Source organism: Paraburkholderia sp. CHISQ3 (assembly GCF_030464945.1).
GTDB lineage: Bacteria > Pseudomonadota > Gammaproteobacteria > Burkholderiales > Burkholderiaceae > Paraburkholderia > Paraburkholderia megapolitana.
In genome coordinates this window covers 256,020-275,081 of the sequence record NZ_JALPRG010000006.1, presented here as the reverse complement: position 1 = coordinate 275,081, position 19,062 = coordinate 256,020, and the positions used below count along the sequence as shown (strand labels likewise).

The following is a 19,062-nucleotide window of genomic DNA, read 5'->3' as shown; positions in this document are numbered from 1 at the left end:
TGGCCATACTTTAAACCTGCGCAAAGCCACCGTCAGCCTGAATGTCGGCTCCGTTGATAAAGCTGGCCGCATCGGAAGCAAGAAAAGCCACGATTGCGCCCATCTCCTCTGCTTCCCCCGCGCGCCCCAACGGAACCGCGCCGACGATGTTCTTCATGTAAGCGTCCTTAGCCGCTTCGTCGACAAAGGTGGCCTTCACCAAGGGCGTCATGATCGGTCCTGGACTGATGGTGTTGACACGGATGCGACGCGCCTTGAGCTCCGTGGCCCACGTCCGCGCAAAGCTGCGAATCGCGGCCTTGGTCGCGGAATAGACCGTGCGCGCGGGCAAACCCTTCTGTGCCGTCGCGGACGATAGCAGGATGATCGATGCTCCATCGCTCAGCAACGGTAGAGCCTGCTGAACCGTATAAATGACGCCCTTGAAATTGATCGCGAGCTGGGAATCGATGCCCTCTTCGGTAATCGAACCGAGTGCTTCTCGCGTCTGAACGCCGGCATTCGCCACCACGATGTCTACTCTTCCCTTCGCTACGCGAACCGCTTCGTAGACGCGATCCAGCTCCGCCTGTCGGGACACGTCGGCCCGCAGCGCCACCACATCGCCGCCAATTTCGGCGACCGCTGCATCGAGTATCGACTGACGCCGACCTACGATAAACACGGAAGCCCCCTCTTCAACCATCCGCTTCGCGGAGGCCAGACCGATACCTTCACCGCCTCCGGTAATGACGGCAATTTTGCCTTGCAGAGATGCGCCCATCGAACACTCCAATTCTGTGATGATCGACATATAACCACGGGCGAATGGACGAAGCAAGCGAATTATGTAATGATCGGCACAGATCATTGGAATGGATTGGTATGGCACGACCTCGCGACTTTGAAGAAGAAGAGGTGCTCGATCGGGCGATGGAGGTGTTCTGGCGCCATGGCTACGACGGCGCCTCCATGGCCGAGCTGACGAAGGCCATGGAGCTGAGCTCGCCCAGCATCTATGCTGCGTTCGGCAGCAAACGCGGCCTCTTCGATGCAGTACTCACCCGGTACCGCGAACGACGTGCTGGACACCGGCAGCATCTGCTCGGTGACGCCACTGCTCGCGAAGTGGCCGAGCGTTTTTTGTTCGGTGCAATCGAATGGCTCGTCGATCCAGACGAGCCTCGCGGGTGTTTGCTGATTCAGGCCGGAACGGCGATCGGGGCGGACAACGAAGATGTACCGCGCGCCATCGTCACCCTGCGCGGCAGGACGAAGGAATTACTGACCGAACGGCTCGCGCGTGCGCAACAGGAGGGGTATCTCGCCGAGTCCGAAGATCCCGCGGCGCTCGCCCGTTATCTGCTCATGGTGTTCAATGGTCTGGCTCTGCAGGCAGCGGAGGGTATGTCGAAGGCGGAACTCACTGACTCCGCCGAACGCGCGTTGATGAGTTGGCCCGCTCGGCCTCGCCGCAAGTCTGTTGCGGGTTCAACAAGGCGCAAAGTTAAACAGTAACCGCGCTTAAGTGACGCTCCGCGACCTCGCGCGCTTTTTCACGGGTGGAGCGTTATTTCGTCGCGCGGGTTTGCTCGAAGCGCGATGACCTTCCACTTCTCGCAAGACATCGATAAAAGCCCTTAACGCGGCCGGTACGAGACGGTTGCCCGGATAGTAGAGGTGCTGACCGGAAATAGGCGGTGTCCATTCCTTCAAGACGCACACAAGACGGCCGCTATCGATCTCGTCTTGCGCCGTCTCCGCCCAGACATACGCGAGCCCTATCCCTTTCACTGCTGCGTCGACCATCAGACCGACGTTGTCTAACGTGATCGGCCCCGATACCTCGACCTTCAGCGGCTGCCCCTGTCGTTCGAACTCCGATCGATACATCTTTCCACTCGGTAACCGAAAGCGGACACATCGATGGTTGCCGGCCGCCGCCGACGATTGGCCGATTTCAAGAAAAATTTGGCCGACCTTGCCAATGACCAGGTCTCCGGTTTGAAAGACACTTACTCCAATTTTGGGTGGTTAAATATGACCATTCAAAGTTCACAGGAACATGCAGATTGCATTCTCCCGGCCTCCTCGGCTGGAGACACTTCTGCACGGACGACCAGATTCAAATAACTACATAAATCCAAGTGATGGAGAGAGACAATGAACCACCTGGAGTCCGTGAGCAGCGGAAAATCCACCACTGATACCCCGTCGGCAACCGACACGCTATTTGCAAAGATTGCCTGGCGTATCGTTCCGCTGCTTTTCCTCTGCTACGTGTACGCGTACGTCGATCGCGTCAATGTCGGCATGGCGCAACTGCAGATGAAACAGACGCTGCCGTTTGGCGACCTGTCGTACAGCATCGGCGCAAGCATCTTCTTCGTCGGCTATCTGCTTTTCGAAGTGCCCAGCAATCTGATGCTGGAAAAAATCGGTGCGCGCAAGACGATGCTTCGCATCATGCTCGGATGGGGCGCCGTCAGTACCTGCCTGATGTTCGTGCGAAGCGAACCCGTGTTCTATGCGTTGCGCTTCCTGCTCGGTGCATTCGAAGCGGGTTTCTTTCCGGGCGTGATCCTGTACCTGACGTACTGGTTTCCCGCTCAACGCCGCGGTTCGATCATTTCGATCTTTCTTGCCGCGCCGGTTCTTTCGCTTCTCGCGATGACACCGCTGAGCGGTGCGATCTTGCGGGGCCTCGACGGTATGGCAGGTCTGTACGGCTGGCAGTGGCTGTTTCTGATCAGCGGCCTGCCGGCGGTTCTGCTCGGCATCGTGACGTTCTTTGCACTTAGCGACCGGCCAGAACAAGTGGCCTGGTTGACGGACAGTGAGAAGAACATATTGCGCAAGCAGCTCGATTCCGAAACAACCGGTGTCAGCACTGCCGCGCATGCGTCGATCAAGGCGCTGCTGTGCGACCCCAAGGTCTACATACTGTCGCTCGTGTATTTGCTATTCATCGGCTGCGTGTACTCGATGATCTTCTGGACGCCCACGCTCATCAAAGGTTGGGGTATCGACAATCTGTTCTGGGTGGGCATCTATTCGGCGATTCCCTATCTATGCGGCATTGTCGGTATGACGCTGTTCGGTCGGCATTCCGATCGCACCCGCGAACGGCGCTGGCACTTCACAGGCGCAGCCGCCCTTTCCGCCGCGGGCCTGGGCATCACGATCGTCGCGCACGGTTCTTTCGCTGTGTCGCTGCTAGGGCTCTGCGTGATGACGACTGGCATGGTCACACTCACGCCCGTGTTCTTTACGGCCGTAAGCGAATATGTGCCAAAGAAAACGGCCGCTGCGGGCATCGCGTTGATCAGCAGTCTCGGGAATCTCGGCCCAAGCGTGATTCCGCCTGCGCTCGTCTGGGTGAACGGCAGGACCGGCGCACCTTATACGAGCCTTGGTTTGATCATCGCGATGCTGTTGTTGTCGGGCGGACTGCTGCTGATCGCGCTTCGACCCGCACACATAGCGCGTACCACTGCGGCTTACGAATCGACCTGACGCATCCCCGTGTCGCGCCGGTACGCACCCGGCGCCACGCCTGTCCAGCTACGGAACGCACGATAGAACGACGGGATATCGCCGAAGCCGAGTCCTTCGGCAATTTCCGAAATCGGGTCCTCCGTTTGCGTGAGTCGATGGATTGCAAGGTCGCGCCGCAGTGCATCCTTGACCTCCTTGACGGACATGCCCTCCTGTTCTAGCCGACGACAAAGCGTTCGCAGGGACATGTTCAGCGTTTTGGCGATGTCGGGGACTTTCATCGAACCCACGCCGCCTTCGAGCAGGCAGGTCCGCACCTGATGCGCCACCGGTTGCCTGACGGAGGGCGAGCATAGCCAGTCGCGTGGCTGACGGGAAAGGAACGTTCTGAGGTCGCGTTCGGTGCGATGGAATTGCAGATCCAGTAACGATGCATCGAATGTCATCGTCGTCATCGGGCAATCGAAATTCAGCGGCCCTGGAAACAAGCTGTAGAGATCGTCGAGATAGGTCGGTGCGGGGAACGAGAAGTTGACCGCCATCAACGGAATGTTTCGACCGATCAACCAGGAACCGACACCGTGAAATACCTTTAGCGTGAGCTCCAGACCCATCGGCCGGCATCGTCGCGGCCCGTCCGGTTCGCGTAACGCGATCGATGCGAGCCCGTCGTTTCGCGAGATCAGGACTTCGAAGTCGTCGCTGAGCATTTTGAGCAGGCGGGAATAGCGATGCAGTGCGATGCCCGTGGTCGGCGCCGCGATGATGCTGTACCCCCCAAACTTCATCGTGCCGCCCGGCATGGGTCGGGACAGGAGGCCGAGCAGCTCGTCGTTTCTTGCGCTCGCCATCAGCCGGTATAGCGTCGCGAACTGGTCCTCGGTGACGCGTCCGGTGCTGGACGTCAAGGTATCGGCAGCGATGCCTACCTGGTCCATCAACCGTTGCTGCGTCGGGAGATCCGTACCCGTTTCGCTGAAGAACGCTTGCAGAAAACGGGACGACAATGTCAGGCAGAGTGACTCGCTGGATGGGCGCATATCGCCTGTATACACCATTCCCCTAACAACACGCCACGTCTGGCCTCCAGCGTTCCGGACGATCTATAACACCGTCGGCGACGGGCCGGTCGAGGCCCGCCGGTTCGACGCGGCCACGGCCTGCTCAGTCTCGTTGTTCCCCTGCACGTTGCCCGCTTCGGGAACGATCGAACCGTTGCGATCGGTAACACGCTCGAGCAGACCGGCGAGCCGCTCCGGTACGTCGATACCCACCCCGACGTACAAGCCCTCCGTGAGCGTGATATGCGCGGCCTCGAACGTCCCGGCTCCCGCACAGAGAATGGTGCGCGTCGGCGCGCTTTCGTGAGCGAGTACCAGCATCGCGGGGACCACCGCTTCGGGCGACAGCATGTCGGCGAGATTGTCCTGGATCAATCCTTCGGTCATCCGGGTCGCCGCCGTCGGTGCGAGCGCATTGACATGGATGTTGTACTTCTTCCCTTCGATCGAGAGCGTCTGCATCAGGCCGACCAGCGCCATTTTCGCGGCGGCGTAGTTGGACTGCCCGAAATTGCCGTACAGACCCGACGATGACGTTGTCATCACGATGCGGCCATAGCGTTGCTGCTGCATGATGTCCCACACCGCTTTCGTGCAGTTGACCGAGCCCATCAGATGCACGTCCATCACGAGGCGAAAGTCGTCCAGCTCCATCTTCGCGAACGTCCTGTCGCGCAGGATGCCGGCATTGTTGATGAGCACATCGACGCGGCCCCATCGACTCATCGTGTCGGCGACCATCTTTTGCATCGCGTCGAAATCGGTAACGGACGCTTCATTGGCGATGGCCTCACCGCCCGCGTGCCGAATCTCGTCGACGACCTGCTGAGCCGCGGTTGTAGTGAGGCCGGACCCATCGCGCGAATCGGCCGGATCGTTGACGACCACTTTTGCACCACGCGCAGCCAGCGCCAATGCGTGTTGCCTGCCGAGTCCGCCGCCGGCGCCGGTCACGATTGCAACGCGTTCCTTGAAGTCGATGCTCATTGTCTGGATTTCTCTCTGTCCGGGTCGGTGCTAGTCAGTGCGGGTCAGTCGTAAAGACGACGTGAAAAATTACCCTGCACGAAAGGCTTGATTTCGCGCACGGCAAATTCTCCGTGCGTTTATTTCCGGGGTCAGCGAGGGGTTTCCCGAGGTTTGTATCGATTGGCGCGTTTTGAAAAAAGTTTGGCGAATCGTGCCAATGACGAGGTATCCGATCTGACTGATACTCGCCCCGAGACAATTCCGGCACAGGAATTTCTTTGGCCAAAAAATCAATTAAAAATGGAGACTTCAACGATGAACTCACATCGCCGCATTGCTGGCGCGGTTGTGCTTTGCACGTCGCTTGCCGGCGTCGGAACGGCCGCTCATGCGCAGGGCAGCGTGACGCTCTACGGCATTGTCGATAGCGGAATTTTATATACCAGCAAGACGCTTAACCCAGCTACCGGACAGAATGCCGGTCACCAGCTGTCGGTGATCACTGGGGGTTTGAGTCCGTCGGTCTTCGGTCTGAAGGGAACGGAAGATCTTGGAGGTGGAGTCCATGCAATCTTCAACCTTGAAAGCGGTATCAACCTCGCTAACGGCGGCGTTGCCGATTCGAACGGCAATTTCTTCGGACGCCAGGCATGGGTTGGCCTGACGAGTGACATGGGTACGGTCAAAGCGGGCCTGCAATATTCGCCATTTGCGTTGTCGCTGATTGCCAGCGATCCGCGCAATGTGTCCTTTTTCGGCAGCGGCGTCCCCATCTATATCGGCGGGGTGTTCGTGACCGGCATCTTCAATTCGAATGCCATTTCGTACTCGAGCCCAACCATTGCGGGTCTGCAAGGCAGTGCAATGCTCGCCCTCGGGGGAACTGCGGGTGACTTTCAGGCTGGCCGGCAGTACTCGGCGAGGCTGAGCTACAAGCTCGGTCAACTCGTGATCGATGCGGCGATGTACAGCGGGAACCCTGGTGGTACGGCCGCGTCGACACCCACGCCGAGCACGGTCGCGTTCTCCGGTCGCACCATCGGCGCCAGCTATCACTTCGACAGCCTTACGGTGAGACTCCTGTTCGTCAATTACAAGATCGCTGGGTCTTTCGACAATCGCGTATATGGCGGCGGGTTCAGTTATGAAGTCACGCCCACCGTGAATGTCGACGCAGGCGTGTGGGCCACCAGCGACGGCAACGACACCAGCAATCACTCGATCATGGCGGCGACCGGCCTGACCTACAGTCTTTCCAAATCGACAGCCTGTTATGGCCAGTTCGGTTTCGTCAACAACCACGGAGCGATGAACACCGGGTTGTCCACCAACGGTGCGCTTATGGGCGTGCGAGGATCGACCTTCGGTGCGGACGTTGGCATTCGCCATCTGTTCTAACCGCTCCAACTTTCGATGTGGGCACACGCGTATCTATCGATGATATCCGCCGGTCAATAAAAACAGGAGACAACGTATGTCCGTAAAAATCTTTCAAGCGACAAGTGCTGCGCTCGTGGTTGCCCTGATCGTATCGGCATGCGGAGGCAGTGTCGGTAGCTCTACGTCGCCCACTTCATCTCCTGTCGCTTCGTCGGCTGCGGAAGGCTCGCTGCTGAATAGCCCGCCGCCGCGTACCGCGTCTCTGAGCGCGGCCGCTTTCACCGCTGTGCTGCAATCGAGTCTGTCCGGTTTGAGCCTGCTGCAAATGGCCGGCGGTACGCTGGCCTGTGGTGTCGACGTGCACTACGTGCAGTATGCTACCGTGGGCGGCGCCGGCGAAGCCACGACGGCATCGGGCGTGCTGATGGTGCCGACCGGCAGTGGGCCGAACTGCACAGGCCCTCGCCCGATTGTGGAATATGCGCACGGCACCAACATCACGAAAAGCTATAACCTCGCCGCCATCACCGATCCCACCAATCAGGCTTACCCCGAAGCACTTCCTCTCGCCGCGCTGTATGCCGCGCAGGGCTACGTCGTCGTGGCGCCTAACTACGCCGGCTACGACAGCTCGGCGCTCGCATATCACCCGTACCTGAACGCGGCTCAGCAATCGAAAGACATGATCGATGCGTTGAGCGCCGCAAAGGCTGCGTTGCCGTTGCTTGCCTCGCCCACTACGGCTAGCGGCAAGCTGTTTCTAACCGGTTACTCGCAGGGCGGCTACGTGGCAATGGCGACCGTGCGCGCGATGCAGGCGGCTGGCACGCCCGTCACCGCGTCGGCGTTTCTGTCGGGGCCTTACGCGTTAGCAGCGATGGCGGACCAGGTGTTTGAAGGCGAAGTGGACATCGGTGCCAATGCGTTCTTTCCGATGATCCTGACCAGCTACCAGAAAGCGTACGGCAACATCTATTCGTCACCCTCGGACGTCTACGAGAGCGCTTACGCGAGCGGTATCGAAACGCTGTTACCTGGTCCGTACAACTTTACGACGGTCGGTTTGAGCGGCAAGCTGCCAAGTGCGCTGTTCAGCAGCACGCCACCCGCCGGGCCGGCCGCGCTCCAGCCCGTGCTCGACGCCATGTCACCGCCTACGGGTACCGGCGCGACCGATGCGATATTCGCACTCGGTTTTGGCGCGAACAATCTGATCCGCAATGACACACGGCTCGATTATCTGCTCGACGCTTTCGCCAATCCGGATGGTGTGGCGCCGAAGCTCACGACGGGTGCGCCGGCAGCGGCTCCGCAGAATCCGCTTCGCATCGCGTTGAAGAAGAACGACCTGCGTGGCTGGACACCGACCTCTCCGGTGCTGTTGTGCGGCGGTCATCAGGATCCCGTCGTGTACTTCGCCACTAATGCCGATGCGATGAAACAGCAATGGGCCGGGCTCGGTTCGCTCGTGACGGAGCTTGACGTCGACTCCGCACCTGCATCGGACGGCTTCAACGCAGCCCGGCAGGTTTTCCTGACCGCAGAGGCGGCGACTGCTGCAAGCGGCGGTGCGATTGCGGTGATCGGGGCTTACCACTCTCCGCTGGTGTTCGATGGGTGCATGTCCGCTGCCGCTACCTTTTTTTCGGGTCACAGGAGCTGACGGGCGCATGGATGACGAGTTGGGATGGCAACTGATACCCCGTGAACATCCCTACTCGCATCAATCCCTCAGTCCAGTTGTCTCCACGCAAACGCCCGTCGCCGGGACACGGAGAATTCGATGCAGATTTTTCAGCAGGCCATATACCGCGTGATAGGCAGACGACGGCGGTCTGTCGTACGCAAGTCCGGCCTCCGTGTAGGTCGCTGCTTCGAGCAACACGACACGCGCTATGGCAATGCTGCGATCTGAAATTCTTCTTCTTGCGTTTGCCTTTCTCCGGCCGATGGCAGCCAACGCTTCGAATTCCTCGAATGTCAGCTTCGGTAGGTCGGAGTATCTGCAAGCACCAACGTTCCTCCGTTCGGTCTTCCCCGCCCCACCTTCTCCCAGGCACACCGGCGACTGAACGGTCGGGTCCTGTATTGCAAAGTGCATCAAGGTCTTGACTGCTCGTCGCGCTCCACCTTCCGATGTCGCACCTTGTGCGAATGACGCCTGCTTGTACGTCACACCCTCGATCATTACAGCACGCGCCATCGCGACATCGTCATCTGACATGACGTTCCAGGATTTTCCATATGCCCGTGCGATTCGCACCAGTTCGTCGAACTCATTGGGCGTGACTCGAGGAAGATCCCGATAGGGCATTGACTTGCCAATATTGCTATCCATGGGGTGTACGAAGCAAAGTGATCGATTCTCTTAAGGCGCTCCTACGCCCGTGTCGAAAATCTGTAGGGTTATCCAGGTCGGAGAAAAACACTTCTTGCCACCTCACTTATGAGGGAGCCCGTTCGCTTTTCTCCGTGAAACTATCACGACGCAATGTCTAACGTCATTGTCATGTTGCGCCATGTCATTTTCAGAATCGGCCATCTGGACGCCCCAGCCAAATCAAGATCACCTATAACACTATCGTTCATTGATGAATGCGAGAATCTCGTTTCCATAACTGTCGTCATCGCTTCCAAAACTCAGGACATTGGAAACGTGATTATGGCCCTCCAGGTAGACGATCTTTGGCATCTTGCCTCGTTGATTCGCAATGGCCTCTGCAAGACGAAGCGTTGGAATCGCAAGAAATGGAGGATCGAATTCCGAATAGCTCAGGAGCAACGGTACGTCGGCGTTACCGACGTGCCGCAACACCCCTCGGCTGTCATGACAGGACTCGTCTTCGCCGTAGTAGAGCGCGAAGCCCGGGGGCATCGGTCGTACGCTCAGGTCATAAACTCCGCTTGCGAGAACCGCGCGCGTAGCCAGAAGCGTTTCTTTGCGAACCTCGGGATGAAACAGATAGCTGGCAACATGCGCTGCTCCCGCCGATTGCCCGAACAGCGTGAGGTTCTCGGGATCTCCACCCAAGCCCTGCGCATGCGCGTGTATCCAGTTGATTGCATCGCGAACATCGTGCCCGCCCGCAGGCCACTGAGATTCAGGTGCGAGCCGATAATTCATCACGAAGGTCAGCACTCCGCGTTGTGCGAACCACCGACCGATGTTGCCATAAAATATTTCATCTATTTTCTTGTCGCCGGAGACAAAACCGCCTCCGGGAACGAACAGCAAAACGGGCGCGTGTCTCGCACCAAGGCACCCGTAAACGTCCATCTTCTGACGCGGATGATCCCCGTACGCGACATCGGGCGAAAGCGGAAAGTCATGCGTGCTGGCTGCGACGCAGGGAGCATAGAGCGCTCTTGTACGCGCGTTAATGTCCTGATCGAAAATCGCACCGAGTCTGGCGATTTCCCGTTTTACGGAAGTCATTGCATCGATCACTCACAACTCCGGCAGTAAAGTTCGGGCGCATAGCGTCACCCATGATTCACGAACCTATACGTCACTGAGTTCTTTAGCACGATGCCGCTTGCCGATCTTTTCGATGTCCGACTTGATCAGCAACGCGGTCAATTTCGAGTAGAAGCGTGACATCGTAAATGTGCCGCCGGACACAAAGAAGCCCGGCTGCCCGGTGCGTGTCCACATGCCCTGCATTTCGTTGTCCGGCCCTAACCCCCAGATCGGACCAACCCGCTGCGCAACCTCCGGACCGAACATGGCAGCAACCGCATCCTGGAGCGGACGATAACCGGTACCGAGCACAATCAGATCGGCATCGATGACTGTACCGTCGGAAAGCTCTACCTCCCGCTGGCCAAGCTGCTTCACGCCGACTCCCGCTTTCAGCTTGATCTTGCCTTCCACAATGAGTCCGGAAGCCCCTACGTCCAGATAGTACCCACCGAGGTAACGCACCAGTTTCATGAAAAAACCGGTGTCGTCTTCGCCGTTGTCGAGCAAAAAGCCAACCTCCGCCAGTCTTCGAAGCAGTTCCTCGTCGCCGTTCGCCATCACCTTGCTTAAGGGGCCGTGCGCTCTGCGTAAAAGATCGAATGGAATGGCGGCGACCATGAGGTCGGTGTCTTCAATGGGGCGGATGCCTTCGTCCCGGCGAAACGCGGCATAAGCTAGCGCGGCCTGCTCGACACTGACCACAGTGACAGACGAACGCTGCACCAGTGTTGGCTTTCCGCCGCGCAGATACACGTCCTGAGCGATATCGTGAGCGCTGGTACCGGCGCCCACCACGACGACCGATTTCCCCGACACGTCGACCGCGCTATTGAAGCGGCTCGAGTGAATGAGCTCGCCCTGAAAGCGGTCTTGTCCCGCGAACTCCGGAATACTGGGGATGCCACTCACGCCGATCGCCATGACGACATGCAACGGACGCATGCTTCGGATGCTCCCATCGGGCATCTTCAGACGAACATCCCAATGACCGGATGATTCGTCATAGCTGCCGTCGAGAAACGTCGTGCGGTTCCAGACATTCAACTCCATCGCCTCGGCATAAAACTCGAGCCACCCGGCAAGCTTGTCTTTGGGAAGGAAGAGCGGCCAGCTAGCGGGAAACGGAAGATAGGGGAGATGATTGCAGGAGATCTCATTGTGAAGCGTGAGTGAATGGTAGCGTGAGCGCCAGTTGTCGCCGACCCGTTCTGAACGGTCGATGACCAGCGTGTCTACATTCAGGTGACGAAGCCGGGCAGCAACCGTCAATCCCGAATGACCGGCACCGATCACCAGAACCTGCGGATTGCGGTCTGCATAAGCCTGCTCGTATCTCCGTCTGTCGAGCCAGTTGGCCGTAGCCCCTGGGCCTGAGCGATGCGTATCGCAATCCCGGTTCACAAGCGATTGTTCTGGAAAGCCCTTGATCTCCTGCACGCTTGTCAACAACGTAAGGGCGCGCCGCTGACCCGACATCAAGCGGAGATATCCGCGTCCAGTGATCGTATCGGTTTCATATCGAATGAACCTGCCGGAGACTCCGCCCACACCCGGAATCGTCTCCACCTGCACGTCCCCTTCAGCCGCAATCTTTAGCGTAATTTCATCGCCGCCATGCCCTGCGAGCATGTCCCGTATCGCTGCGTGACCCTGCGCTGTCTGGATCCGCTCATCGAAGGTCAGCATGTCGCGCCAATATCCCTCTTCGACAAAGAGCGACGCAACGCTGTCATAGTCTTTCTCCGCAATCGCTGCATTGAAGGACGCGCACCACTCATCGAAAACATCGTACTGCTCGCATACGGAAACGACTTCGGTGATCATCATTGTTCCTTTGAACTCATTCCGGAATTCGATTGCCGGTCACTCGTATTGAAGACCTTTGTCGGCAAGTACCTGACGCATCTGGTAAATATCGAGTCCAAGCTCGCCGGCAGCAAGCCGCGCGCGCTTCGCCTCTTCGTTCTTCTCTCTCACGCGAGCGGCCGCGAGAACCGAAGTCGCCATCGCGCGCTTCACAACACATATGCCATCGTCGTCCGCAACGATGACATCTCCAGCATCGATCGATACGCCGGCGCAGACGACTGGAACGTTGACCGAGCCCAAGGTGGCTTTCACCGTACCCTGCGCCGAGATCGTTTTAGACCAGACTGGAAATCCCATAGCCGCAAGATCACGAACGTCGCGCACGCCCGCATCGATCACTAGCCCCCGGCACCCACGCGCGAGTGCCGATGTTGCCAGCAGATCGCCAAAGTAGCCGTCATCGCTGGGACTGGTTGGCGCGAGCACGAGTACGTCGGTGGGCTGGAGAACTTCGATCGCCACATGAATCATCCAGTTGTCCCCCGGTGGCGCCGAAATGGTGATGGCGGATCCGGCAATGCGCGCGCCCGGATAGATCGGTCTGATGTGGCTTGATAACAAGCCGGTACGTCCCTGGGCCTCGTGAACGGTCGCGACGCCCGCCGTGGCCAGGCCGTCGATCACGTCTGGCCCGGCACGCTCAATATGTCGGATTACCCGGTGAATCGTCATGTTGCTTTCATCCTTGCGAGCGCAAAACGACCTATGCCGCAACGATGGCAACACGGATGGAGCCGATGCCTTCCAGTTCGCCGGCAACCTCATCGCCGGCAACCATCGGCCCCACGCCTGCGGGCGTCCCAGTAAAGATCAGATCGCCGGCTTTAAGCGCGTATTGCCTTGAGAGCTGGCTCACGATCTCAGCCGAATTCCAGATCATCTCGGCAAGATCGCCCCGCTGGCGAAGCTGCCCGTTGACGTGCAGCGATATGACGCCACTGCCCGGCAGTGGTTCACCGTTCAACGGAACGATGGCGGCGATCGGCGCGGAATGGTCGAAGGATTTGCCGATCTCCCATGGCCGCCCCGCTTGCCGTGCTTCAATCTGCAAGTCGCGCCGGGTCAGATCAATGCCGACCGTCAGCCCGAATATGTGCCCAGCAGCCTGCTCGACCTCGATGTCGGCACCCCCACGCCCGATTGCGAGAACCAGTTCGATCTCGTGCTGGAAATCGACCGTACCCGACGGGTAGCGGATCGCGGCGCCGTCTTCTACGATCGAATCGGCAGGCTTCTGAAAGAAGAACGGCTTCTGCCGTTCGTCACCGCCCATTTCGCGCACGTGCTCCGCATAGTTTCGGCCGACGCAATATATTCTGTGAACCGGAAAACGCTTGTCACTGCCCTTGATCGCCACGCTACTCACATGAGGAGGAGCGAACACATAGTCTTCTGTCTTAACCATTTCCACGCACTTCCCTAAAGATGTCGAGCTTTTCCTGAATGACACGGTCCGAGTAACTGAACAGCACTGCGTCCTCATCGGCCAGCAATGTGAAAGGGACCCAGCTTGGGACGACGAAGTGGTCTTTAGGCCCAAACCGGAAACGCACATTGCCAACCGTTGCGTCGCCCTTGCCTTCAACGACTGAGAACACGGTACCCGCGGTGCTCCTGTAGGGTTCGGTCGAGAATCCTTTGGGTACCAGCTGGATTGCAGTCGTGAGCGTCGGCATTGCCGGGCCGCCGGTGACGGGATTGATATAGACCATCTTGAACGCATGACAACTGTCGAGGTCCCGCGCACGGCTCAGCCGATCGAGTGCTTCCCTGCTAACGCGATAGGGATAGCTGAAAAGCGGCGACGTCTGTGAGGCCACCTTGTAATCGACTGGCAGCAAGTTGCAACCGGCCTCGGCGAACGATGCCCCCGGTTCGCGCGTCACCGGGTGCTCCCTGCCCGCGTAGTTCTCCCGGAAGCTTGCGCTCAGGATGTTGACGACATGCATGTCCAGGCCGTCGAGCCATACCATCGGCTTATCCGAATGATTGCCGTGATCGTGCCATGTCCAGGATGGCGTGATAACGAAGTCGCCCACCTCCATGACTGTTTTCTCGCCCGCTACGGCCGTATAGGCTCCGCTTCCTTCAACGATGAAACGCAACGCCGAGGCGACATGCCGGTGGGCCGGCGCCACCTCGCCGGGCAGGATGATCTGGAGTCCTGCGAAGAGGCTCGGTGTGATGCGGGACTGACCGGGTAAGCCTGGATTCTCAAGAACCAGCACGCGGCGCTCCGCCTCGTCGGTTGAGATAAGGTCACAAGCCTCCGCAAGATAGGGTCGTACGGCGGCATAGTCCCAATGAGCTGGAATCGCCCCCGACCTGGGCTCGTCAGTAACGAGGCCGTGAAGCACGCGCCAGAGCGGCGCCAGATTTTGCGTCCGGGCTTTCTCATAGAAAGCCATCCGCCCCACTTCAGCCTCTCGACTCACTGTCGGAACGAGGCCATCGGTGGTTTCGCTGGTCGTGACCATCATATCAATTTGGTTCCTGTATGAGAACATGTTCTCATTTATATACACATCGACTGAGTGAGTCAAGCGATCGTCGCCTGGCATCGACGGGATGTACCGAGGGAGATAAGATGCAGGCGATTCCCTTGGACGAACGTAAATGGCAACTGAGAAAAACGCGCAGGTAAAGTCCGCCGATCGAGTCCTCGACCTCTTCGAGCTTCTGTCGCGGTCGAGCCGGGGTATATCTCATAGCGATATCGCTGACCGGCTCGGCATTCCGAAAAGCAGTCTCAGCCCGCTACTACGCAACATGGTGTCGAGGGGCTACGTGATAGCCGGCGCGGACGGGCGCTCATATCAGCTTGGACCGCAGTTGCTGCAGCTCGTGAGAGCCGGACGAATAGCAATTGATCTCGCGAAAGAGGCGGAGATTTTCCTTCAGCATGCGACCCGCGAAGTTGCGGAAAGCAGTGCTTTCAACCAGTTTCAGGGCGATCAACTTGAGGTCGTTGCGACGGTCCTGGGCCCCCATCGGCTTGTCACGCACATGAAAGTGGGAGACGTCGCGCCGCTCTACGTTACGTCGGGTGGCAAAGCGATGCTCGCGTTGATGCCGGACGAGTTTCAGAAGGAATACTTTCGTCGGGTGCGATTTCAGGCATGGACAGAATCGACCATCGTCAGACGCGCAGACCTTGAAAAACAGCTAGCCGAGATCAGACAAACCGGGGTTGCCTATTCGCTTGAGGAATGGACACCCGGCATAGTGGGCGTAGGCGTTGCCGTGGTCGGGCCGGACCAGTGGCCGGTCGGCGCCGTGAACTTCGCCATACCCGCCACCCGCTTCGACGAAGCGTTGCGGCAACGCGCCGAGCACGCTTTGCGACGATGCGCTGCCGATATGCAGCGCCTCTTCTCCGACTCCGACGCACTTCCGGCCGGCACAGACGAGTAAGCCGCTGCAGGCGGCAAGCGATCTCGTAGCGTCGCAAGGAAGAGCAATACATTGCGTCGTGTGCACCGCGACGAGCAACATCTCCATCCAACTAAATATTGTGCACATACTAGAACTTGTTCTAATATGTGCACATCGTTGTTGCCTCACCTCCAATGCAACAACAACCAGTGGCCGGCATCTCCTGCCCCTGTGCTTTGTCAGCCATCGCTCAGCCAACCACACCAGGACGTCTACTGTGACCTCTACCGTGATCCCCAAGATCGACATCTTCAATCACGTGATACCCGCTGGATACCTGGCGGCGATAAAGCAGTGTTACAAGGACGGCGGACTCGTCAAGCGGTTGACCAATCTGCGCATGCTTTGGGACATCGACGCGCGAGCCGGAATGCTGGATCAGTGGCCCGAAGTTCAGCAGGTGCTGACGCTGGCAAGCCCTCCGCCGGAGGTGCTCGGTGGCCCATCGCAATCGCCTGGATTCGCGCGGATTGCGAACGATGGCATGGCCGACATCGTTCGCCGTTATCCTCGCAAGTTCCCCGCATTCGTCGCGGCGGTGCCTATGAATAACGTTCCGGAGGCCTTACGCGAAATGGATCGGGCAATTGGCCGTCTCGGTGCGCGTGGCATCGAGATCAAGACCAGTGTGAATGGGCGCCCCCTCGATGACCCGGAGTTCTACCCTGTGTTCGAGCACGCGAGCAAAGTACATGGCGTGCCTGTCTGGATGCATCCCATCCGGCCAGAGAGTTTTACCGACTACCCCTCGGAGTCGAAGTCCCGTTACGAGATCTGGCAGGTGATGGGTTGGCCATTCGAGACTACCGCCGCGATGGCGCGAATGGTTTTCTCGGGTTTGTTCGATCGCCTGCCGGAATTGAAGGTCATCACGCATCACTGCGGCGGTATGCTGCCGTTCTTCGCCGGAAGAGCGGAAACGCTATGGGCCCAGCTCGGCTCACGAACCGCGGGCGAGGACTATAGCCAGGTCTTGAAAGGCTTGAAGCGTCCGTTCATGGAATATTTCCGGATGTTTTACGGCGACACGGTTCTAGGCGGCTCGGCGTCTGCACTGCGCTGCGGTTTAGACTTCTTCGGGCCCGACAATGTCGTGTTCGCCAGCGATTGCCCCTTCGATCCCGAAGGGGGTCCCATGTTCATTCGCGAAGGCATTCACTCGATTGAAGGCTTGAATCTGCCGGACGACGTCAAGCGCAAGATCTACGTAGAAAATGCCGAGAAGCTTCTAAAGATCAAAGCGTTCATCACAAGCTAGTCAAGCAGCTCAGTTGCCCGGCACCAGAACGAGCTTGCCGCGAGCACGACCGGCCAGACTGATATCGAGCGCCTCGCGCCAGTCTTCGAGGGCGAAGGTCCGCGCGACCGGTATAAAGAAACGTCCCTTGGCCGCCAGTTGCCCGTGTTCGCCGAGCGCATCCCAGCGAAGCTTGAAGCCGCCTTCCGCTTTGACGTTCTCCGCACCGGTCCGCACACCGGTTTTCGCCGCACCGTCGAAGTCGGCGATCGTGATGACGCGCGTGGTGTCTCCGCCAGCGATCTCCACCAGGTCGGGCAGCGCGCCCGCAGAACCCGCTTTCAGGTTGACCGGCGCCACATCGATGAGAACATCGGGTGCTTCACCGACAAGCGCGCGGACTCGCTCTACCATTCCGTCACCGTGCGCCGCGACCAGCGCGCCCATGTCACGCAGACGATCCGCGAAGGTCTCGCCGGCCGTCGCGATAACTCGCGCGCCATGCATAACAGCCATCTGGACCGCGGCAAAACCCACCATCGTGCCGCCTCCATTGATGAGAACAGTCTGCCCTTTCTTGAGACCCGACCAGGCAAGGTAGCGGGCCGCCGTTTCGACGACCATCGGCAGCGCCGCTGCATCGACGTGCGACAGCCCGTCGGGAAGTCGATCCCAGTGGTAGAGGACGGCGTAATCGGCCGCGCCTGCGCTCGGGTAGTTCTTGAAGTCGGCCGGACCAAACACGGCGTCGCCTACGGCGACGTCGGAAACGCCGTCCCCTACAGCCGTGACGACTCCCGATACATCGAGTCCGATGCCACGTGGCAGCGCCTGGGCGGACAGCCCCCGGCAGAGCGCCCAGTCGGCCGGGTTCAGTCCACAGGCATGCACGCGCACCGCCACGCACCCTGCATTGGGCACGGGTATCTGCGCCTCCTCGAGCCGAAGTACGTCAGCAGGCTCGCCATAGTCGTGAAAGCGGATCGTTCTCATCTTCTCAGCGGTCATATATTCTCCGGGCGTCTACGAGATCCGAAGGCGCGTTGCTTAAATGCCTTAGATCCGCTACAGTCGGTCGACACCATATTTTATGTCAGTGACTGTCAGTAAACATACGGTTTATGTCAGTGACTGTCAACAGGAGCGTTCGCGAGCCGTGCCAAAAGATCGAGGAGACGTGCGTCGCCGCATGCAGGAGGCTGCTCTCGAGCTGTTTCACGAGAAGGGCTATGACGGGACTACTGCCGCAGAAATCGCCGCGCGCGCCGGCGTTACGGAGCGCACCTTCTTCCGCTATTTCCCGGACAAGCGCGAAGTGCTGTTCAACGAGGCCGCGTTGCATGCCGGCCTGAGCACCGCGATTGCCGAGGCGCCGCCCACCTTGGGTCCACTCGAGGTCGTGGTGTGGGCGTTTCAGTCGCTTGCGCCGATGTTCGAGGAGAACCTGCCGTTCGCCGAGCTGGGGCAAGCGGTGATCGCGCAGACGCCCGCACTGCAGGAGCGTCAACTCGCCAAATCGGCCGCGATCACACAGACGATCGCCGAGGCGCTTCAACTTCGCGGGATCGAGCCTGGAATTGCACGCCTCGCCGCGGCGACGGGGATGGCTGTCACCGGGCATGGCTTGCAGGCGTGGGTTCTGGAGCCGTCATCGCCGCTCGTCGAACATCTTGAGAAGGCGCTGCGAGCGTTGCGGGGGTTATCTTGACTTACTCCGCATCGATCGTCGGCACCCATTCAATACCTTCAGCGAACCACGCTTCCAGTTCTTTCGCGACCTCAGGTAGCGTTTCTCTCACTGCCTGGAAGAAGATGCCTTGCAACAGGTAACTCGTTTCGAGTCTGTAAAGACAGTCCTTCCTGGCGAGTGTCCATAACGCCATCACCGCGACCAGTTGCCTGATTGAATATTGCCGCGTCTGGTCGCCATATCTGGCGTTATCGGCAGCGAGCTATTCTGCTTCCACCTCAATGAGGTTTGGCTGGGTGCAGTTCACCCACCCGACTGAGCTGTTCGCACCGGCACTAAGACATGGAAACGACAGTCGCACGCATTGAGCGGTAGCGTGACATGCGCCGCGACTCTGGGGAGACTGACATCGGGAATGTCCGGGAGGATGCTGGATGCCAATTGCTCGAACTGCCGGACGATTGCCACATCGAGACGTTCA

Annotated in this window: 19 protein-coding genes; 7 read left to right on the top strand and 12 right to left on the bottom strand. The window is 59.0% G+C overall.

The features are described from left to right. Nucleotides 1-10: 10 nt before the first annotated feature. The gene (locus M0D65_RS16205) at nt 11-793 is read right to left on the bottom strand and encodes an SDR family oxidoreductase (protein ID WP_308076670.1); all 783 of its coding nucleotides are present in this window, start codon (nt 791-793) and stop codon (nt 11-13) included. Nucleotides 794-864: 71 nt separating this feature from the next. On the opposite strand from M0D65_RS16205, the gene M0D65_RS16200 reads away from it, so the two are divergent. Beyond that, complete coding sequence (locus tag M0D65_RS16200) at nt 865-1,497, top strand: TetR/AcrR family transcriptional regulator (RefSeq protein ID WP_266253593.1); 633 nt, start codon at nt 865-867, stop codon at nt 1,495-1,497. Nucleotides 1,498-1,503: 6 nt separating this feature from the next. Here M0D65_RS16200 and M0D65_RS16195 read toward each other — a convergent pair whose 3' ends face one another. Then, nucleotides 1,504-1,938, bottom strand: a complete 435-nt coding sequence (locus tag M0D65_RS16195) for a LysR substrate-binding domain-containing protein (protein ID WP_266253789.1) — start codon at nt 1,936-1,938, stop codon at nt 1,504-1,506. Between the two features lie 204 nt (nt 1,939-2,142). On the opposite strand from M0D65_RS16195, the gene M0D65_RS16190 reads away from it, so the two are divergent. After that, nucleotides 2,143-3,495, top strand: a complete 1,353-nt coding sequence (locus M0D65_RS16190; protein ID WP_266253592.1) for an MFS transporter — start codon at nt 2,143-2,145, stop codon at nt 3,493-3,495. On the opposite strand, the gene M0D65_RS16185 is transcribed toward M0D65_RS16190, so the two are convergent. Together M0D65_RS16185 and M0D65_RS16180 are read right to left on the bottom strand one after the other, a co-directional pair. Next, a complete protein-coding gene (locus tag M0D65_RS16185) occupies nt 3,480-4,415 on the bottom strand; it encodes an AraC family transcriptional regulator (protein WP_266253591.1) in 936 nt (311 codons plus the stop codon). The genes M0D65_RS16190 and M0D65_RS16185 overlap by 16 nt on opposite strands. A gap of 165 nt (nt 4,416-4,580) precedes the next feature. Beyond that, entirely contained in the window at nt 4,581-5,525 is a 945-nt protein-coding gene (locus M0D65_RS16180) for an SDR family NAD(P)-dependent oxidoreductase (RefSeq protein ID WP_266253590.1), read from the bottom strand. Between the two features lie 297 nt (nt 5,526-5,822). Between M0D65_RS16180 and M0D65_RS16175 the strand changes: the two genes are divergently transcribed. Further along, on the top strand, nt 5,823-6,905 hold the full coding sequence (locus tag M0D65_RS16175; protein ID WP_266253788.1) for a porin: 1,083 nt from the start codon (nt 5,823-5,825) through the stop codon (nt 6,903-6,905). Between the two features lie 76 nt (nt 6,906-6,981). Continuing rightward, a complete protein-coding gene (locus M0D65_RS16170) occupies nt 6,982-8,550 on the top strand; it encodes a prolyl oligopeptidase family serine peptidase (RefSeq protein ID WP_266253589.1) in 1,569 nt (522 codons plus the stop codon). A 60-nt stretch (nt 8,551-8,610) separates the two neighbouring features. Here M0D65_RS16170 and M0D65_RS16165 read toward each other — a convergent pair whose 3' ends face one another. The 6 genes from M0D65_RS16165 to gtdA form a co-directional block, all read right to left on the bottom strand. Then, nucleotides 8,611-9,225, bottom strand: coding sequence for a hypothetical protein (locus tag M0D65_RS16165; RefSeq protein ID WP_266253588.1), 615 nt, complete (start codon nt 9,223-9,225; stop codon nt 8,611-8,613). A 240-nt stretch (nt 9,226-9,465) separates the two neighbouring features. Beyond that, on the bottom strand, nt 9,466-10,335 hold the full coding sequence (locus M0D65_RS16160) for an alpha/beta hydrolase (protein ID WP_266253587.1): 870 nt from the start codon (nt 10,333-10,335) through the stop codon (nt 9,466-9,468). Nucleotides 10,336-10,389: 54 nt separating this feature from the next. After that, nucleotides 10,390-12,177, bottom strand: a complete 1,788-nt coding sequence (locus M0D65_RS16155; protein WP_266253586.1) for an FAD-dependent oxidoreductase — start codon at nt 12,175-12,177, stop codon at nt 10,390-10,392. Between the two features lie 36 nt (nt 12,178-12,213). Further along, nucleotides 12,214-12,891, bottom strand: coding sequence for a 4-carboxy-4-hydroxy-2-oxoadipate aldolase/oxaloacetate decarboxylase (locus tag M0D65_RS16150; protein ID WP_266253585.1), 678 nt, complete (start codon nt 12,889-12,891; stop codon nt 12,214-12,216). A gap of 31 nt (nt 12,892-12,922) precedes the next feature. Then, nucleotides 12,923-13,624, bottom strand: a complete 702-nt coding sequence (locus M0D65_RS16145; RefSeq protein ID WP_266253584.1) for a fumarylacetoacetate hydrolase family protein — start codon at nt 13,622-13,624, stop codon at nt 12,923-12,925. Beyond that, entirely contained in the window at nt 13,617-14,627 is a 1,011-nt protein-coding gene (gtdA, locus tag M0D65_RS16140; protein ID WP_245811616.1) for a gentisate 1,2-dioxygenase, read from the bottom strand. Before gtdA ends, M0D65_RS16145 begins: the two co-directional genes overlap by 8 nt. 208 nt (nt 14,628-14,835) lie before the next feature. On the opposite strand from gtdA, the gene M0D65_RS16135 reads away from it, so the two are divergent. Both M0D65_RS16135 and M0D65_RS16130 read left to right on the top strand, forming a co-directional pair. After that, complete coding sequence (locus M0D65_RS16135) at nt 14,836-15,633, top strand: IclR family transcriptional regulator (protein ID WP_266253583.1); 798 nt, start codon at nt 14,836-14,838, stop codon at nt 15,631-15,633. Nucleotides 15,634-15,871: 238 nt separating this feature from the next. After that, entirely contained in the window at nt 15,872-16,912 is a 1,041-nt protein-coding gene (locus tag M0D65_RS16130; RefSeq protein ID WP_245811584.1) for an amidohydrolase family protein, read from the top strand. Nucleotides 16,913-16,921: 9 nt separating this feature from the next. On the opposite strand, the gene M0D65_RS16125 is transcribed toward M0D65_RS16130, so the two are convergent. Next, on the bottom strand, nt 16,922-17,899 hold the full coding sequence (locus M0D65_RS16125) for an NADP-dependent oxidoreductase (RefSeq protein ID WP_266253582.1): 978 nt from the start codon (nt 17,897-17,899) through the stop codon (nt 16,922-16,924). 169 nt (nt 17,900-18,068) lie between these two features. Between M0D65_RS16125 and M0D65_RS16120 the strand changes: the two genes are divergently transcribed. Next, nucleotides 18,069-18,599 carry a TetR family transcriptional regulator gene (locus tag M0D65_RS16120; RefSeq protein WP_266253581.1) on the top strand — a complete coding sequence of 177 codons (531 nt, stop codon included), beginning with the start codon at nt 18,069-18,071 and terminating at the stop codon, nt 18,597-18,599. 1 nt (nt 18,600) lies between these two features. Here the strand turns inward: M0D65_RS16120 and M0D65_RS16115 are convergent, their stop codons facing one another. Next, nucleotides 18,601-18,774: a hypothetical protein gene (locus M0D65_RS16115; RefSeq protein ID WP_266253580.1), complete on the bottom strand. Its 174-nt coding sequence runs from the start codon at nt 18,772-18,774 to the stop codon at nt 18,601-18,603. Nucleotides 18,775-19,062: the final 288 nt, after the last annotated feature.

Excerpts from the sequence above, each read along its gene's own strand:
- M0D65_RS16165 (WP_266253588.1), bottom strand. The coding sequence starts at position 9,225 with ATGGATAGCAATATTGGCAAGTCAATGCCCTATCGGGATCTTCCTCGA.
- M0D65_RS16150 (WP_266253585.1), bottom strand. The coding sequence starts at position 12,891 with ATGACGATTCACCGGGTAATCCGACATATTGAGCGTGCCGGGCCAGAC.
- M0D65_RS16180 (WP_266253590.1), bottom strand. The coding sequence starts at position 5,525 with ATGAGCATCGACTTCAAGGAACGCGTTGCAATCGTGACCGGCGCCGGC.
- M0D65_RS16115 (WP_266253580.1), bottom strand. The coding sequence starts at position 18,774 with ATGGCGTTATGGACACTCGCCAGGAAGGACTGTCTTTACAGACTCGAA.
- gtdA (WP_245811616.1), bottom strand. The coding sequence starts at position 14,627 with ATGGCTTTCTATGAGAAAGCCCGGACGCAAAATCTGGCGCCGCTCTGG.
- M0D65_RS16200 (WP_266253593.1), top strand. The coding sequence starts at position 865 with ATGGCACGACCTCGCGACTTTGAAGAAGAAGAGGTGCTCGATCGGGCG.
- M0D65_RS16145 (WP_266253584.1), bottom strand. The coding sequence starts at position 13,624 with ATGGTTAAGACAGAAGACTATGTGTTCGCTCCTCCTCATGTGAGTAGC.
- M0D65_RS16205 (WP_308076670.1), bottom strand. The coding sequence starts at position 793 with ATGTCGATCATCACAGAATTGGAGTGTTCGATGGGCGCATCTCTGCAA.
- M0D65_RS16175 (WP_266253788.1), top strand. The coding sequence starts at position 5,823 with ATGAACTCACATCGCCGCATTGCTGGCGCGGTTGTGCTTTGCACGTCG.
- M0D65_RS16135 (WP_266253583.1), top strand. The coding sequence starts at position 14,836 with ATGGCAACTGAGAAAAACGCGCAGGTAAAGTCCGCCGATCGAGTCCTC.
- M0D65_RS16125 (WP_266253582.1), bottom strand. The coding sequence starts at position 17,899 with ATGACCGCTGAGAAGATGAGAACGATCCGCTTTCACGACTATGGCGAG.
- M0D65_RS16155 (WP_266253586.1), bottom strand. The coding sequence starts at position 12,177 with ATGATGATCACCGAAGTCGTTTCCGTATGCGAGCAGTACGATGTTTTC.
- M0D65_RS16185 (WP_266253591.1), bottom strand. The coding sequence starts at position 4,415 with ATGGACCAGGTAGGCATCGCTGCCGATACCTTGACGTCCAGCACCGGA.
- M0D65_RS16170 (WP_266253589.1), top strand. The coding sequence starts at position 6,982 with ATGTCCGTAAAAATCTTTCAAGCGACAAGTGCTGCGCTCGTGGTTGCC.
- M0D65_RS16190 (WP_266253592.1), top strand. The coding sequence starts at position 2,143 with ATGAACCACCTGGAGTCCGTGAGCAGCGGAAAATCCACCACTGATACC.